This window comes from Virgibacillus sp. AGTR, from assembly GCF_016919725.2.
Lineage (GTDB): Bacteria > Bacillota > Bacilli > Bacillales > Amphibacillaceae > Virgibacillus > Virgibacillus salarius.
This window is the reverse complement of sequence record NZ_JAJERH010000026.1, coordinates 1-15,998: the sequence shown is the minus strand read 5'-3', so window position 1 is coordinate 15,998 and position 15,998 is coordinate 1. Positions and strand designations below refer to the sequence as shown.

The 15,998-nt window shown below is 37.2% G+C and carries 15 protein-coding genes and 1 other RNA gene; 5 read left to right on the top strand and 11 right to left on the bottom strand.

Going from position 1 to position 15,998, the window contains the following annotated elements:
• The first annotated feature begins 318 nt into the window (after positions 1 to 318).
• Positions 319 to 1,566, top strand: coding sequence for a helix-turn-helix domain-containing protein (locus JUJ52_RS11345; protein ID WP_026680149.1), 1,248 nt, complete (start codon positions 319 to 321; stop codon positions 1,564 to 1,566).
• 272 nt (positions 1,567 to 1,838) lie between these two features.
• Here JUJ52_RS11345 and JUJ52_RS11340 read toward each other — a convergent pair whose 3' ends face one another.
• Genes JUJ52_RS11340 through dnaX form a run of 4 tightly spaced genes read right to left on the bottom strand, consistent with a single transcriptional unit; the run spans position 1,839 to position 4,722 of the window.
• Positions 1,839 to 2,054, bottom strand: coding sequence for a YaaL family protein (locus tag JUJ52_RS11340; protein ID WP_026680148.1), 216 nt, complete (start codon positions 2,052 to 2,054; stop codon positions 1,839 to 1,841).
• 15 nt (positions 2,055 to 2,069) lie between these two features.
• Positions 2,070 to 2,666 (bottom strand): recombination mediator RecR, encoded by a 597-nt coding sequence (gene recR / locus JUJ52_RS11335; protein ID WP_026680147.1) that lies wholly within the window; start codon positions 2,664 to 2,666, stop codon positions 2,070 to 2,072.
• A 17-nt stretch (positions 2,667 to 2,683) separates the two neighbouring features.
• The gene (locus tag JUJ52_RS11330; protein WP_026680146.1) at positions 2,684 to 2,998 is read right to left on the bottom strand and encodes a YbaB/EbfC family nucleoid-associated protein; all 315 of its coding nucleotides are present in this window, start codon (positions 2,996 to 2,998) and stop codon (positions 2,684 to 2,686) included.
• Between the two features lie 35 nt (positions 2,999 to 3,033).
• A complete protein-coding gene (gene dnaX, locus JUJ52_RS11325; RefSeq protein WP_205389389.1) occupies positions 3,034 to 4,722 on the bottom strand; it encodes a DNA polymerase III subunit gamma/tau in 1,689 nt (562 codons plus the stop codon).
• A gap of 653 nt (positions 4,723 to 5,375) precedes the next feature.
• On the opposite strand from dnaX, the gene JUJ52_RS11320 reads away from it, so the two are divergent.
• Positions 5,376 to 5,942: a beta-class carbonic anhydrase gene (locus tag JUJ52_RS11320; protein ID WP_026680144.1), complete on the top strand. Its 567-nt coding sequence runs from the start codon at positions 5,376 to 5,378 to the stop codon at positions 5,940 to 5,942.
• A 202-nt stretch (positions 5,943 to 6,144) separates the two neighbouring features.
• Here JUJ52_RS11320 and JUJ52_RS11315 read toward each other — a convergent pair whose 3' ends face one another.
• The 3 genes from JUJ52_RS11315 to tadA form a co-directional block, all read right to left on the bottom strand.
• Positions 6,145 to 6,702 (bottom strand): putative glycolipid-binding domain-containing protein, encoded by a 558-nt coding sequence (locus JUJ52_RS11315; protein ID WP_051388259.1) that lies wholly within the window; start codon positions 6,700 to 6,702, stop codon positions 6,145 to 6,147.
• A 359-nt stretch (positions 6,703 to 7,061) separates the two neighbouring features.
• An RNA gene (ffs, locus tag JUJ52_RS11310) (signal recognition particle sRNA large type) lies at positions 7,062 to 7,327 on the bottom strand.
• Between the two features lie 96 nt (positions 7,328 to 7,423).
• On the bottom strand, positions 7,424 to 7,888 hold the full coding sequence (gene tadA / locus JUJ52_RS11305; RefSeq protein WP_026680142.1) for a tRNA adenosine(34) deaminase TadA: 465 nt from the start codon (positions 7,886 to 7,888) through the stop codon (positions 7,424 to 7,426).
• Positions 7,889 to 7,996: 108 nt separating this feature from the next.
• Here tadA and JUJ52_RS11300 point away from each other — a divergent pair, with 108 nt between their 5' ends.
• Positions 7,997 to 8,530 carry a cysteine hydrolase family protein gene (locus JUJ52_RS11300; protein WP_166530503.1) on the top strand — a complete coding sequence of 178 codons (534 nt, stop codon included), beginning with the start codon at positions 7,997 to 7,999 and terminating at the stop codon, positions 8,528 to 8,530.
• 113 nt (positions 8,531 to 8,643) lie between these two features.
• A complete protein-coding gene (locus tag JUJ52_RS11295; protein ID WP_205389388.1) occupies positions 8,644 to 9,936 on the top strand; it encodes a glycoside hydrolase family 18 protein in 1,293 nt (430 codons plus the stop codon).
• A gap of 541 nt (positions 9,937 to 10,477) precedes the next feature.
• On the opposite strand, the gene JUJ52_RS11290 is transcribed toward JUJ52_RS11295, so the two are convergent.
• Together JUJ52_RS11290 and nsrR are read right to left on the bottom strand one after the other, a co-directional pair.
• Positions 10,478 to 10,996 (bottom strand): type 1 glutamine amidotransferase domain-containing protein, encoded by a 519-nt coding sequence (locus JUJ52_RS11290; protein ID WP_228088977.1) that lies wholly within the window; start codon positions 10,994 to 10,996, stop codon positions 10,478 to 10,480.
• Between the two features lie 70 nt (positions 10,997 to 11,066).
• The gene (nsrR, locus tag JUJ52_RS11285; RefSeq protein WP_026681839.1) at positions 11,067 to 11,501 is read right to left on the bottom strand and encodes a nitric oxide-sensing transcriptional repressor NsrR; all 435 of its coding nucleotides are present in this window, start codon (positions 11,499 to 11,501) and stop codon (positions 11,067 to 11,069) included.
• 135 nt (positions 11,502 to 11,636) lie between these two features.
• Between nsrR and hmpA the strand changes: the two genes are divergently transcribed.
• Entirely contained in the window at positions 11,637 to 12,863 is a 1,227-nt protein-coding gene (gene hmpA / locus JUJ52_RS11280; protein ID WP_026681838.1) for an NO-inducible flavohemoprotein, read from the top strand.
• 59 nt (positions 12,864 to 12,922) lie between these two features.
• On the opposite strand, the gene JUJ52_RS11275 is transcribed toward hmpA, so the two are convergent.
• Entirely contained in the window at positions 12,923 to 13,528 is a 606-nt protein-coding gene (locus JUJ52_RS11275) for a class I SAM-dependent methyltransferase (RefSeq protein WP_026681837.1), read from the bottom strand.
• A gap of 482 nt (positions 13,529 to 14,010) precedes the next feature.
• Entirely contained in the window at positions 14,011 to 15,726 is a 1,716-nt protein-coding gene (acsA, locus tag JUJ52_RS11270) for an acetate--CoA ligase (RefSeq protein WP_026680139.1), read from the bottom strand.
• Positions 15,727 to 15,998 lie beyond the last annotated feature (272 nt).

Here is a 15,998-nt window from a genome sequence, read left to right as displayed (position 1 = left end):
TCACATCACAATACTGTAAATTGGGGTAATTCTTTCATTTCTGAATATTTAAAATAGAACTTTTGCATTACTATTACTCCCTTGGGGTATTAACAAGGTTGCAAGGATATTAATAAAAACCTATCTTGCTAGGCATTAGCTTGGTGTAACACCTTTACGAATGAAAAAAATTCGCATCAAAAGCACTATTAATAATTACCCCAAGTTAGCTATAATTGGTATAAAGTTAGCTATTTATATCGGAAGTTCTATTAATCCTCGTACAAAATAATGATAAAAATTATGTAATGAAGATCTCTTTAAAAGGGGGCCGCATCGATGTATGAAGGAAAGATTATTAAATTTTACAGAGAAAAAGCTAAAATCACCCAGGAACAGCTTGGTCAAGGCATTTGCTCTGTAACACATATTAGTAAAATAGAAAGAGGATTAACGGAATATTCACCAGAAATCACGATGTTATTAGCTCAAAAACTAAGTATTAATTTAGAAGAAGAAGCAGCTAGTTTAAAAAATGTAAAAAAGAAGCTTGACCAATGGAAAGAAATGATAATTTCCCAAGATTATAGCAGTGCGACTACCGTTTATCATGAATTTCAAACAAACGAAATGATTGCTATTTCAGGATATCACCTCTACTATTTACTCTTAAAGGCCATCTATTATTTAAAGCAAAATAGTGTGGATAATGCTGTAGAGTTAATCGACTTTCTGGATAAAAAACGGAATAAGCTCAATAACTATGAAGAGAACCTCTTGCAACATGTAAAAGGTATCTACTATATGACGATTGATGAGCATCTTAAATCTATCGATCTACTAAAAAGTATTAATTTTGATATGTATTCCAATGCTATGGTCTATTATGATTTGGCAGCAGCTTATCATCATATCCATTCTCCCGTATTAGCATATTACTATGGGGAAAAAGCGTTGAATGCCTATAAGCAAAGAAATTATTTTCTTGGGGTTATTGATACGGAAAACCTTATGTTAATTGAAGTAGAGTCCGGCCAGCATCGAAATTTTAAGGAAACGAAGGAGCAATACGATGAATTAATTCGGCTTTGTGATCTATGTAACTCTCCAGAAAAGAAAGCTAAAATTCTACATAATTATGCCTACGAACACTTAAAGAGAAAGAAATACCGTGAAGCTGGTAAACTATATAAAGCATCCATGGATTTAAAGCAACAGAAATCAAATATTTATTTATTATCATTAGAAGGGTATGTACGTTGTGGTAATGAAGGAGGATTTATTGCAAAAGAAGCATTACTAGCTTTAGTAGAAGAAGGCTTAGCAGTAGCTACAGAAATAGGAGATCCCTTATATCAGCATGTATTCTGGCTACATTATTATACGATTCTTGACCTAGAAGAAAAATATTATTTCTATCTTACAAAAAAAGCATTACCTTATTTTAAAGAGCATGGTTTTTTTGTAACCATGCAACGCTATGAAAGGGAATTATTTAATTATTATCTGAAAAATAACCAGCTACAAAAAGCAGTTGAAACTGCAGATTATATTATTAATAAAGACGAGAGCACTTTGTTAGTTTAGATTTAGCCAATTCTATTCATAGGTTAGGGATAACTGAATGAGTAAGTTATGCGATGGTTAGCTTCAGTTATTCCCTAACGACAGCAATCCTATCCCTTTGCTTTGTTTCTCGTCAGTTCAAGTGTAAAGAATATAGGAGCCTGCGTTTTTTATTATGCTTAATTTTTTCAAAGCTCAACATATATAATAGAGCCAAAAAGACAAGTGCATCCATGCCTTGTCTTTGAAGTATACGTATCAATTAATATAGTAGTTTATGAAAAAACCTTCAATTAATGGTAGTTTGCTCGTAAATTACGATGCCTTGCCTCTCGTAGTAAGAATAAATATTTCGCTTGTGCAAAAGCCTCCCAATGATATCCATCACTTGTCGATTCAATGCTTCTAGAAACCATTGACTCGATTTGCTTCCTCTCTTTCTCCAAACGAATCATCGTATCTAACAACTCACCGTCAACATCTTTTCTCGTTATCTTTTTCTTTGCCATGTATTCACCTAATTCCTACAGATCTCTTCTACCTTCTAATGCCTTCGATAGGGTTACTTCATCTGCATATTCCAAATCTCCCCCTACTGGTAAACCATGAGCAATTCTTGTTGTTCGAATTCCAGATGGTTTTACAAGTCGGGATATATACATTGCAGTTGCTTCACCTTCGATATTAGGATTTGTAGCCAATATTAACTCCTCAACTTCTTCATCCTTTAGTCGATTAATTAAATCGGGAACGTTAATATCCTCTGGTCCAATCCCATCCATAGGGGAAATCGCTCCATGTAATACATGGTATTTCCCATGGAATTCCTTCATTTTTTCCATGGCAATAACGTCCTTCGGATCCTGTACAACACAGATAATCGATTGGTCACGGGAAGTATCCTGACAAATAGAACATGGATCTTGATCCGTAATGTGGCCACAGGTGGAGCAATGTGTTAGCTCTCGCTTTGCATTGACCAATGAATTGGCAAATTCCAAGACATCGTCTTCTTTCATATTTAACACAAAGAATGCCAGGCGGACAGCCGTTTTTGGCCCGATTCCAGGCAATTTTGTAAAGCTATCAATCAATTTAGAAATTGGTTCTGGATAATACATCTACGCGCCTCCTAGAATTAGAACATTCCAGGCATGTTTAACCCTTTCGTGAATTGTCCCATTGTATCATTCGTTTTATCATCAATTTGTTTTAATACATCATTCGTAGCAGTCAAGATTAAGTCCTGTAGCATTTCAGCATCATCAGGATCAATAACCTCCTCTTTGATTTGAATATCTGTTATTTCTTTTTTGCCGTTGGCGTATACTGTAACCATTCCACCGCCAGCTGATGCTTCGAATGTCATTTCATGTAATTCATCCTGTGCCTTCATCATTTTCTTTTGCATTTTTTGCATTTGCTTCATCATATTACCCATATTTCCCTTCATGGAAAATTCCTCCTTTAATTCGTATAATGCTTCGATTAATCATGTATTTCCAATACGTCATCACCAAAAAGCTTTCTTGCTTCCTCAACTAGTGGATCTGCAGTTTGTTCCGCTTTTGGTTCCGATTTCTCTTGACTTGATAAATACTCTGTTCGTAAATCTGTCCAATCCTTTTCTGGAATTGGGATAATCGTTAATGATTTTCCTAGTACATTGGAGAGTATAGATTCTACTGTCTCCCGATTATCTAAGAACAGAGAACAGTGTATTTCATATTTAAATGCAACGACAAGCGCTTGATCCGATGCTGCTGCTGGCTTACTATCTTGGATAGTAGCATGAGCGGGAGCATTAGCTTTCTTTAAATTTGCTAAAAAGGTAGCCCATTGAGAATGAACTTCCTTCAATGCTGGCTTCTCCGCTTGTTTAAGTACCTCGCGAATTCGCTCATATGGGATCTTATAACTGTTCTTCGATGATCTGGATGGTGCTCTTCTAGATTCACGTTGTGGTGCAGATTGTGCACTAACAACAGGGTTTTCCTTTAATAAGCTCAATTCCTTTTCAAGCTGACCAATTTTTGCAGTTAACCCTGCAATTGCATCAGATTCTACCACTTGTTCTGAACGTCCTTGTTCCACATTAGCGTTTGTGATGGACAAGATGGCAATCTCAATATACACTTTCGGGCTATTCGTCCACTTGATTTCCTGCTGGCATTGATTTAATTGTGTCATTGCTTCCTGAACCCAAGCATTGGATACGTGATTAGCTAAATGCTTAAAACTTTCGTCAGCGCGTGCACGCTCTAGCATTCCTTCAAGTGTTGGCGCACCCTTGTATAGTAACAAATCGCGTAGAAAGTAGATCATATCATAAACAAATCGAGCTGGATCTTTTCCTCCCTGGAGCAGTTCATCCAACTGCATTAACGCTTGTTGTACATCTTTTTCATACATGGACTGGACAATTTTCATTAAAGTTTGTTGCGATACACCACCGGTAACCGCTAAAACATCCTCCAGTTCAACCGTATCCTCACTATAGGAAATAGCCTGGTCAAGAATACTTAGTGCATCACGCATTCCACCTTCAGCAGCTAAAGCAACCGTATCTAGTGCTTCTTTTGAAACGGATATTCCTTCTGCTTCTATAATGGTTTGCATTCGCTCGACGATAGCCTGATTAGAAATTGGCTTAAAATCAAACCGTTGGCACCTTGATAGTATCGTTAATGGAATCTTATGTGGTTCTGTTGTAGCTAAGATAAAGACAACATGCTTTGGGGGTTCTTCCAGTGTCTTTAACAATGCGTTAAATGCATTTACCGATATCATGTGTACCTCATCAATGATATATACCTTATAAGGTACCACACTAGATGCATATTTTACTTTATCTCTAATTTCTCGGACATCATCAACGCTTGTATTAGATGCAGCATCAATTTCGATAACATCGGAAATGGACCCATCCTGAATGCCACGGCATGCCGCACATTCATTACAAGGTTCTTTTACCGGCGAACGCTCGCAGTTAATCGTTTTGGCAAAAATTTTCGCAGCACTTGTTTTCCCTGTCCCACGTGGTCCGGAAAACAAATAGGCATGAGAGAATTTTTCTTGTACAATCGCATTCTGCAAAGTTCGTGTAATATGGGTTTGCCCAACCACATCCGCAAAATTCGTTGGTCGCCAAACCCGATATAAAGCTTGATAGCTCATGATACAATTCTCCTTTAAAATCTCCTTCTAATTATACTCTATTTAAGGGGGGAATGTGAACCATAGCGATAAAACAAATGGAAAAAAGAGATGAATAAAAATAATATTTCTGGTTTTAAAAATATAGGCCATTTAGAGTAAAAAATACGAGGAAAGAACAAAAGATTTACTAAAAGTGCAATAGAATTCATACACAAAACAAAAAAGTTACGGACTCAAATCAAATACGCCTGAAGATTTAAATAAATTTTTTGGAAAATATTGAAAAACGATAGGATCAAGGTAAAAGTTAAATTTATTTACATGTTTGTATCTAATTGTTTGACTATTTATATGAAGCTTTCTTTTTAGCATGAAGTATACCCCAAAATAAAGTAAAAGAGCAATAAGTAAAAACATCCATAATGACAATTGAATTAGCATCCTCTATTGACTTGTAATGACATTTTCACTTTCTCCATTCAATGAAACATCTATAAAACGGATGCCTCTTTGTAAGATTATTATTTTAACATAATTAAGAAATTACATATGTTGATAATTTTCAGTTTGTTTTTAATAATGATATATATCTAGTAATTCCACCTAAATTATGTCTTCTTGTAATTTTTCCTTTATAATGGATAGAGATTATTAAAAAGAGGAGCTTGATCATGAGTTTATTAGAAGAGATTTTAACCTATAATAAAGAATTTGTTGACAATAAGGAATATGAAAAATATCAGCGCAATAAACTCCCAAACAAACGAGCCTTAATTCTTTCTTGTATGGATACTCGACTCGTCGAGCTATTGCCAAAGTCCATGAATATAGCGAATGGCGATGCGAAAATTATTAAAACTGCCGGAGCACTTGTATCCCATCCTTTTGGTAGCATCATGCGAAGTATTCTCGTTGGAGTGTATGAACTTGAAGTAGATGAGGTTTGTGTGATTGGCCATTATGATTGTGGGATGGCCGGTGTAGAGGCTGATCGAACAGTTGAAAAAATGAAAACTCGTGGAATTAGTCAAGAAAAACTAGATACACTTCACCATTCAGGTGTTGATTTCAAACATTTTTTACGAGGGTTTGATAGTGTCGAGGATAGTGTGAAGCATAGTGTTTCTACGATTAAGAACCATCCGCTTATGCCAGAAAGCGTACCAGTCCATGGCTTAGTCATCGATCCGAATACAGGTAAACTCGATCTAGTTGTAGACGGTTATCTAAAATCATGACATGACCCATCCATAAGGGACTGTCTCATAAGGTACATGAAGACACAGCAACCGGAATATACGAGACTCCTGTGCAAGATACAATGGTGTGAAGCCCGAAATGTTGGGTTTATACGCAAGAAGAGGCTGAATCACTGCCCACGGAAAAGGAGTTTATTCCCGTTGACTAGGAACAGGGGCTGCCTTTTGGGACAGCCCTTTTTTATTTAGCATATAATCTGGTAAATAACCCCGGATACTTTGTCACAATCCCCATCTCGTCTACTTCAATCGTCGATTCAAACGTATTACTTTTGTAATTAAATACCTTCCGCTTATCTGACTGTTCTACAAGATGATACCGTTGTTTAACTTTAGTCAATGTAAAGTCTGGAACAGCTATAAATACCATGTCAAAATCACTGGATTGACCAGTCTCCCACATAAAACGATTGATTGGCAAGGAGTTGGTAAAAGGCGTACACGATAAATCAATATCCATTGCACCTCGTAAATGAGTAATCTCCTCTCCCGCTTCATTAAACCACTCTCGTTGATCGTTAGAGCGTAGTACGATTTGCTTTCCACTATCTGCTTCAGCTCTCAATTCTCGAAATTTCCAATGCCTATTCAGTTCGATTTGATAATGAACAAGATAAGGAGCCTCTTTCTGACCGTTTATAACCGTACTTGTAATCTGTATACCATCTTGCATATATTTCATTTGCAAAAATTCTGTTCCTACGTTCTCATGATGTTCCCATATTACTTTTCGATCCATTTTGTACCTCTCCCTTTCATATCTATTTAGCACTTCTATTATTAATATTGCTTGGGTTACCTATTATCTTCACTTCTATATATCTTTTGGTTCTCTTACTCTTACTACTGAGGAAAGGATACTCGTTTTCCACCGAGAAATGCACGTTACCCTAACACAAACTTTTACGGTGTCTCTGTCACTTTCTTTCCACAGGAGTGTCGTAATTTTCCTCCATTATCCATCGTTGATTAATACAGGTACCGTACCGACTCCATCACAATGAATATACGTCTAATTAATGGTGCCTAAAAAATTATATCCCATTTAAAAAGTCCCCTAGCTGCAAACAGCTAGGGGACTTACTAATCTTATGTAAACCGTGCACCCATCTTCGATACGACAACCCTATACGTTACTCAAGTTCATGGCTCAACCTAGGCTTCCCCGCGGCACACAGAAATGACCACTTACTGCTGCTTCCTTCCGGACCTGACAGGATTCATGGGTTTCTGTTGCGCAGGACCTAAGCGTCAACACCACTCCCTTAAGGCAGACTATAAAGTCATCGTACCTCAGATGGGAATTCAGCCTCGCTATAGCGGATTGCAAGTACAGGGCACCGCTACCTCCCCGCTTAGCACGGCATTAATCATTATAACGATAATATTAAAAAAATGCAATGGTAGAGCATGGAAAAATAACTAATCTGTTAAAATAGATTTTCGCTCTTAAGCTTACCTTAGCTCTTCTTTTTTTGCTTACGTAGGTCTTTGAAAAAATTTCTTAAAAGATCTCCACAGTCTGTTTCTAGCACACCCTTCGTAATGTCTACCTGATGATTAAACCGCTTATCTGCTAATAGATTCATTAGTGTACCAGCACAACCTGCCTTTGGATCTTTTGCTCCATATACAACACGCTTAATTCGAGATTGGACAATTGCCCCAGCACACATCGGACAAGGCTCTAACGTCACATACAGTGTACAATCCTCTAAGCGCCAACTGCCAATTACATCATTGGCTTGTTCGATAGCAATCAATTCAGCATGTGATAACGTACTTTGTGATGTTTCACGCTGATTATAGCCTCTAGCAATTACTTCACCTTGATATACAATAACAGCTCCAATAGGAACTTCATTTTGTCTTGCAGCTTTAGTAGCCTCGTCTATGGCTAACTCCATCATTTTTTCATCCAACAATTTTGCCCCTACCTTTCAATAATAGTTTGAAAAACAAGAATACGGAAATAACTAAAAGAAAAGCATCATTAAACATCAATTCCTTTAAATTAGAGAGGAGTAATTGGATTGCATTCATCGCTTGAAAACACCGCTGTTTTATTTGTAGATATTGTAAATGATTTTAATTTTGATGGTGGTAATAACTTATTAGCAAATACGAAAGATATACTTCCTCATTTATTACGATTACGCAACTTTGCAAAAGAAAAGCAACTTCCTATTATTTATGTTAATGACCATTATGGTCTTTGGCAGGCTGACTTTCATAAAATTATCAATTACTGCCATAATGATAGGAGTAAACAAATCATTGAACCGTTAAAACCAGACGATAATGACTATTTTCTAATTAAACCACAGCATTCCGCCTTTTTTCAAACGCCATTACAATCTCTGCTAAATGAATTAGGAAAAAACAACTTATTAATGGCAGGAATTGCGGGTGATATTTGTATTCTATTTACTGCAAAGGATGCCTATATGTATGGGTATGATATGCACATCCCAAAGAACTGCATGGCTTCTGAAGGTAAGGACAATAATGAATATGCTCTATATTTATTACATTCTGTCATGAAAGCAAATATCACAGCTATATAGTTGGAATAACAAGAAATCCCTTCTCATAGATTGTTAATAGCAGATCGATAAATAGGTGTGTTCAAAGAGAGGTTAATTCATTTTTGAACAACCTCATGAAGGAGGGATTCTATATGCAAATTCACGTAGTTAGCCCAGGTGAATCGTTATATGGTATTGCAAATACATATAATACAACAACACAGGCGCTTATCGATGCCAATGAACTAGACGCTCCAAACAATTTAGTGGTCGGTCAGGCATTAGTTATTCCTATCGTCGGACAGTTTTATTTTGTCCAACCTGGTGATAGTTTATTTTCCATCGCTCAACAATTCGGAATGTCTTATCAGGAGCTAGCACAAATAAATGGTATCTCGCCAGGTAATGTACTTCCGGTTGGATTTAGGCTTTATATACCACCAGGGCCTAAATCACCTATCACAAGCAATGCCTATATCGAACCAATGGGAGATTCTGTTTCTGATACGCTAGAAAATGCAGCCATGAAAACCACTCCATATTTAACCTACTTAGCGATATTTAGCTATCGTGTTGGTAGAGATGGTAGCTTAACACCACCACCATTAAATGGATTATCGGAAATCGCTGAACAGAATAACACGGCAAAGATGCTGGTTGTGACTAATCTGGAAGAGGGTCAATTCAGCCAAGAACTTGGACATATTATTGTAACCGTTCAAAGCGTTCAAAACACACTCCTAGATAACATCGTTAATACAGCTACTTCTGGTGGATATAGCGATGTGCATTTTGATTTTGAATTTCTTCCCCCAGAGGACAGAGAAGCATACAATGCGTTTTTAAGAAAAGCAAAGGAACGCTTATCCCAAGAAGATTTATTAATGTCCACAGCATTAGCACCAAAAACCAGTGCCACACAGACTGGACAGTGGTATGAGGCACATGATTATGCAGTACATGGTGAAATTGCTGATTTTGTTGTGCTAATGACCTATGAATGGGGCTATACCTACGGACCACCAATGGCTGTTTCACCAATTGATCAAGTAAGGGAAGTCGTTATGTATGCATTAACGGAAATGCCCGCTACGAAAATCTTATTAGGTCAAAATTTATATGGATACAACTGGACACTGCCATATCAGGCAAATGGTGGGGAGCCGGCTCAGGCTGTAAGTCCACAGCGAGCTATCGCGATTGCAAGAGAAAACAATGCAGAAATTAGATACGATGAAAAGGCTCAGGCACCTTACTTCACGTATACCGATAATACAGGAAGTCAACATGAGGTATGGTTTGAAGATGCGCGGTCCATTCAATCCAAATTCAATCTCATAAAGGAATTAGGTTTATTAGGCATATCCTATTGGAAATTAGGGTTAGCTTTCCCACAAAATTGGCTGTTACTACAGGATCAATTCACAATTCAAAAATTGGACTAGTGACAGTTACAATCTAACAGATCCTTCCATTTGCTATAGAATGCTGAAGCTTGGATTACACGTATCTTAGCTAAAAAAACTGAGCAAAATTCGCTCAGTCCTTATCACTAAATGCTCAGATTTACGCTTCCTCTAGTAGCTATTATGGAATAATAGCTACTGCTTGACCACCACTCCGGCTGCCCACTTCCCTTTCCGTGGGGTTTGTCCTTCAGCTAACTTTGCAACGTGTTCTTCTTTGCAAAGTTAGTTGAGGCCGTGCCCGCGGAAAGGGAAGTAATTAGTCGGAGCATTGCCAATATACATCAAACATTTCAAAATAACTACTTCGCTTAACGCAGTCATTGCACTGATTTTATACTTTCTTAACTTATAAAACAAAGCCGAACGATCCGTTCGGTAAGGCTACATAGTGCAATAGCTCACGCGGGCTGGTCACAAGCGCCTCTCTCCAATGCAGCAAATAGAACCATGCTTTTATAAATTTTTCAATTCTTATTCGTCTTTAAAAACAAGCATTTTAGCAATGCCAATTTTTAGCTTATTTCGTTAACACATTTACAGCTTCTCGATTAAATGCTGGTATGTCATCTGGTTGACGACTTGTAACAAGCTGATTTTGGCATACTACCACTTCTTCATCTACTACGTTTGCCCCCGCATACTCCATATCGACTTGAATCGATTTAAATCCAGTTGCTTTTCGCCCTTCAAGTGATTTCGCCGTAATTAGCAACTGCGGCCCGTGACAGATCGCAAATACTGGCTTCTTTTCATCCATAAAATGTTTTGCAAATTTTACAAAGCGTTCATCTGCACGTAACATATCTGGAGAAAAGCCACCTGGAATAAATAACGCATCAAAATCACTTGGGTTTACATCATCAATACCTTGATCAATAGTGATGATAGCTTCCTTATTTTTTCCTGTTACATTCTTTCCTTTTTCTTTATCAATCGTAACGACTTCATGACCAGCTTCCCGGAAAGCTTTAGCTGGCTCTGTATATTCCACATCTTCAAACATATCTGTAATAACAGTTGCTATTTTTTTACTCATGATATATCCACTCCTTTACGATGACTACATAATTATATGTTCCCAATAATTCTTATATAAAACATATTTTTTACAGTCCCATTAGTTCACGAAGCTCTTCTTCATTTTTAATTAAATCCTTTAATGTATATGCTTCAAGAACCTTAAAAAAAGCGACTAACGCCCTATTTAATACATGTTTTAATGTACAGCCTGGAGAAATAACACAGTGGTTTGTTCCTTTATCAAAGCATTCTAAAATGACAAAATCAGCTTCAAGCTGTCGAACAAGTCTACCAACATTGATTTCTTCTGGTGGCTTAGCCATTCTAATTCCTCCATGCCTGCCTCTTACCGACTCTATCAATTCCATCTTTACAAGCTCATGTACTACTTTCCTTACATGTTCTTGTGAAATCGTATATACCTCGGATATCTCTTTAATTGTAGCCAGCTCTTGATCTGATTTCATTCCCGTAAATATTAATACACGTAATGCGTAATCTGTATATTTTTTAAGATTCATGGATACACCTACTTGTTCATGTTTTCACATTATTGTAACATATTTTGCTTATTTTCCTGTTTTTTTACCAGTTAAATCATTATAAAATAAACATGTATACAAAATACATGTTTATTTCAAAGGGAGTGCTTAGTTATGTCAACACAAACAGTCGAGCTAGATGAGCAAACAAAGGACATTATTAAAGCTACTGTGCCAGTATTACAACAACAAGGTTCAGAGATAACGAAGCGATTCTATCAGCTAATGCTAACAAATCATCCAGAATTAAAGAATTTATTTAATCAAACCAATCAACGGAGAGGTGCTCAGCCCAAGGCCTTAGCGAATACCGTTTATGCTGCTGCGGCAAATATCGATCATTTAGAAGAAATAGTACCCCATGTCATGCAAATTGCACATAAGCATAAAAGTCTAAATGTTCAACCAGAACATTATCCAATCGTTGGCAAGTACCTATTACTAGCAATGAAAGATGTTTTAGGAGAAGTAGCTAATGATGATGTGATCGACGCATGGGAAAAAGCATATTATGTCATAGCAGATCTTTTTATTAACGTGGAAAAAGAATTATATAATAAGACATTGCAATCATCCGGTGGCTGGGAAGGTTTTCGAAATTTCAAAGTGACAAAAAAGGTAATTGAGAGTGAAGTTATTACATCTTTTTATTTAGTTCCCGAGGATGGTTTACCATTTCCTAGTTATCAGCCTGGACAATACATTACTGTAAAAGCAGACATAGATGGTGAACCATATACCCATCTTCGCCAATACAGTTTATCTTGTGCTCCGGATGAAGGGTATTACCGCATTAGTGTTAAACGTGAGGATGAGAATGAACAAGGCCCAGCAGGAATTGTCTCTACTTATTTACATGAGAAAATTAATGAAGGAAGCATTTTACCTATAAGTGCACCGGCTGGAGACTTCATACTTGATCAACAAGATCATCGACCACTGATACTAATTAGTGGAGGTGTGGGAATGACACCAATGATGAGTATGTTAGAAACGGTGATAAAAGAACAGCCTGAACGACAGGTTATCTTCATTCATGCTGCAAAGTCAGAAAATTATCATGCGTTGAAAGAGAGAGTTGCTACCATTACTAATTCTAATAATCATGTGACAAGCTATACGATCTATAATCATCCCAAAGATACGGATCGATGTGATAAAAAAGGCTATATAGACGCTGAGTGGGTATCTTCAATTTTACCAACATCAGATGCTACATGTTACATTTGTGGACCAAAAGGATTCATGCGTACAACCTATGTAAGCTTAAAAAAATCACATGTAGCTGACAAAGATATTCATTTCGAAATTTTTGGCCCAGCTGAATCCATTACTGCATAAACGACAAAAACCAAAGGTTAAGGGAGTAATCCGCTTATCCTTTGGTTCTATTTACATATCTAGTCTTTCTTTTTTATAACCGTTTGAATAACATGAGACAAGCCAGTATGCTTTTTTCCTTCTTTTCGATCTACTTCTCCATAATAGAAATGCAAACAATGATGAGGCATTATCCATTGTAATACATCCGATGGATGATACAGCATTTCCTTCTCCCTTGGTCCACCTGTTTGGTAGTCTAATTGATCCTCTGAGTATACCTCAAACATTACATAGCCACCTGGCTTTACAGCAGCAATTATATTATGAATAAAAAAATGTTGATCTTCCGCTGGAACATGCCCAAAGACCATAATCGCCGCATCAAATTGGCGAGATATCACCTTTTCCTTAGTCAAGTCCATGGGAATAGCTTGTACGTTTACTCCTTGCTCTACAGCTAATTGTTTTGCCTTTTCTAATCCGACAGTAGATTGATCATAAGCAATAACCTCATGCCCTAAACCAGCTAAATAGATGGCGTTTCTGCCCTCTCCCTCTGCAAAGCATCCTATAGTTGAATTTTTAGATAAGAGGTGACTCTTTTGCTGGATGAATTGATTTGCCTGTTTCCCATATACAAATTCTTTATCTGAAAAGTTTTGATCCCAAAATTCTTTAGACATTTTAAGATTCCTCATTTCCTCAATTTATGAATATGTCCCATATTGGAAATGTAACAGATTTCAAAGTAAATAAGAAATAACTAGCTTATAAAGTGAGCGGTGTAAAAGGAGTGTTGTATCCATTCCGTTCGATAGCATTTCAAGAGCAAAAGGCGTAAGCGTCCGAGTAGAAACGTAGCGACTAGAGCGAGTCAACGGAGATAAAGGTATTACGATGAGCTTGCGCGCCGATGATGACTTAGATTAGGGCGATTCATGAAGTCGCCTCGTTTCTGGGCGCTGGAGCTTCACGCGGCTCAACACGCCCATATATATCCACAGGCTCAAATTTTATAATTTCCGTAATTTCCTAGACAAAAATCCCCCCAAAGCAACAGATTATATTTTTTGATCTATCTACTTTGGAAGGGAGCATATTTTAATCAGTCTATAATTAAGCGTCTTCGTTATCTAAATTATTTTACCCTCTGTGGCTCTACCATCTATTCTTCTAATGTTGACGTATCACCAGTAGGCAATCCTAGCTCCCAAGACTTCAATAGTCGACGCATGATCTTACCACTTCTTGTCTTAGGAATGGAGTCTTTTACTTCTAGTTCACGTGGTGCAGCATGAGCACTTAGCCCTGTCTTAACAAATAAGCGTATATCCTCTAGTAATTCATCCGTATTCTGATACCCATCATTCAGCGTAATAAACGCTTTAATGATCTCTCCTCGCTCTGGATGTGGTTTCCCAATAACGCCGGCTTCAGCAACAGCCGGATGTTCTATTAATTTACTTTCTACCTCAAATGGGCCAACTCGTTCACCAGAAGTATTGATAACATCATCTAAACGCCCCTGGAACCAGAAATAGCCATCTTCATCTTTATAAGCACTATCTCCTGATACATACCAACCATGGATAAAGTAGCTGTCATACTTGCTTGGATTCTTCCATACAGCCCGCATCATAGATGGCCAACCTTTCTTAATAGCTAAATTCCCCATTTGGTTTGGTGGTAGTTCATTTCCTTCATTATCAATAATAGCCGCTTCAATACCTGGTAATGGTTTCCCCATTGATCCTGGTCTTATCTCCATTGATGGAATGTTAACAATAAGCTGTGCACCTGTTTCCGTCATCCACCATGTATCATGAATCCGCAAATTAAATGCTTTTAATCCCCAAGTCACTACTTCTGGATTCAATGGCTCTCCAACACTCATAATATGTCGTAAGGAAGAAAGGTCATATTTCTTCACTACGTCTTCTCCTGCACTTACTAATTTACGAAGTGCTGTAGGTGCCGTATACCAGACACTAACCTTATACGTATCTAGTGTTCCATACCAATCATCCGGTGTAAATCTTCCACCTCGAATAACATTAGTCACACCATGCAACCATGGTGCGAAAATTCCGTAACTTGTTCCAGTAACCCAGCCTGGATCAGCGGTACACCAATATACATCCTCTTCCCTTAGGTCTAATACCCACTCGCCCGTAGCATAATGTTGAATCATAGCATTATGGACATGGTACACACCTTTTGGTTTTCCAGTAGATCCAGATGTGTAATGGAGTAACATACCATCTTCTAAATCTACCCATTCCATTTCTGTTTTATTAGAAGCATCCTTCATTTCTCTTTGATAATCAATATAATGATCCGCAGATTCGTTATGTTTCCCTACAAGCACTATTTTTTCTAAGTTTGGTAAATCCTCCTGTGGAACTCGATACAATAAATCAGGTGTTGTAATTAACACTTTTGCTTCACTATCCTGCAATCGATCGCGAACCGCTTGCTCCATGAAAGCTTCGAATAAAGGTCCAGCGATGGCACCAACTTTAAGGATACCGAAGAAAGCTGCATAAAATTCTGGGCTTCTTGGCATGAACAGAAATACGCGATCTCCTTTTTTCACATTATACTTACGTAAAACATTAGCAAACTTATTACTCTCATCACGTAGGTCACCAAAGGTTACCTTCTCTTCTCTATCTGGATCAGAATACAGTAATGCAACCTGGTCCTTTTTCTCTGGATTTTCCGCATGGCGGTCTAACGCCTCATAGGCAATATTAACCTTTCCCGTTTCATTCCAGGAAAAATGTTTCTTCATATCATCCCATGAAAAAGTTTCCCTAACTTTTTCATAATCTTTCAGATTATGATTACCTTCTTTAACTGGTATCTTCTGCATATCCATCCAATCACCTCGTTTTATAAATTGAAATCGGTTACAAATAATAGAAATATCTCCTTGATACGTTTACAAGTACTAATTCTATTTATGAACCGATTAAAAAACAATGTATTAAAAATTATGCAAACTTTTTGGTAACTATTATTTATTTTAGAACATTCTGTGACATTTTTAAAGTAATAAACTATTTATTTATTAGAAAAGTTGGCGTATAACACTGATTTTATAACTACCACTATAAAAAAACTGAGCAAAATTCGCTCAGTCCCTATCAC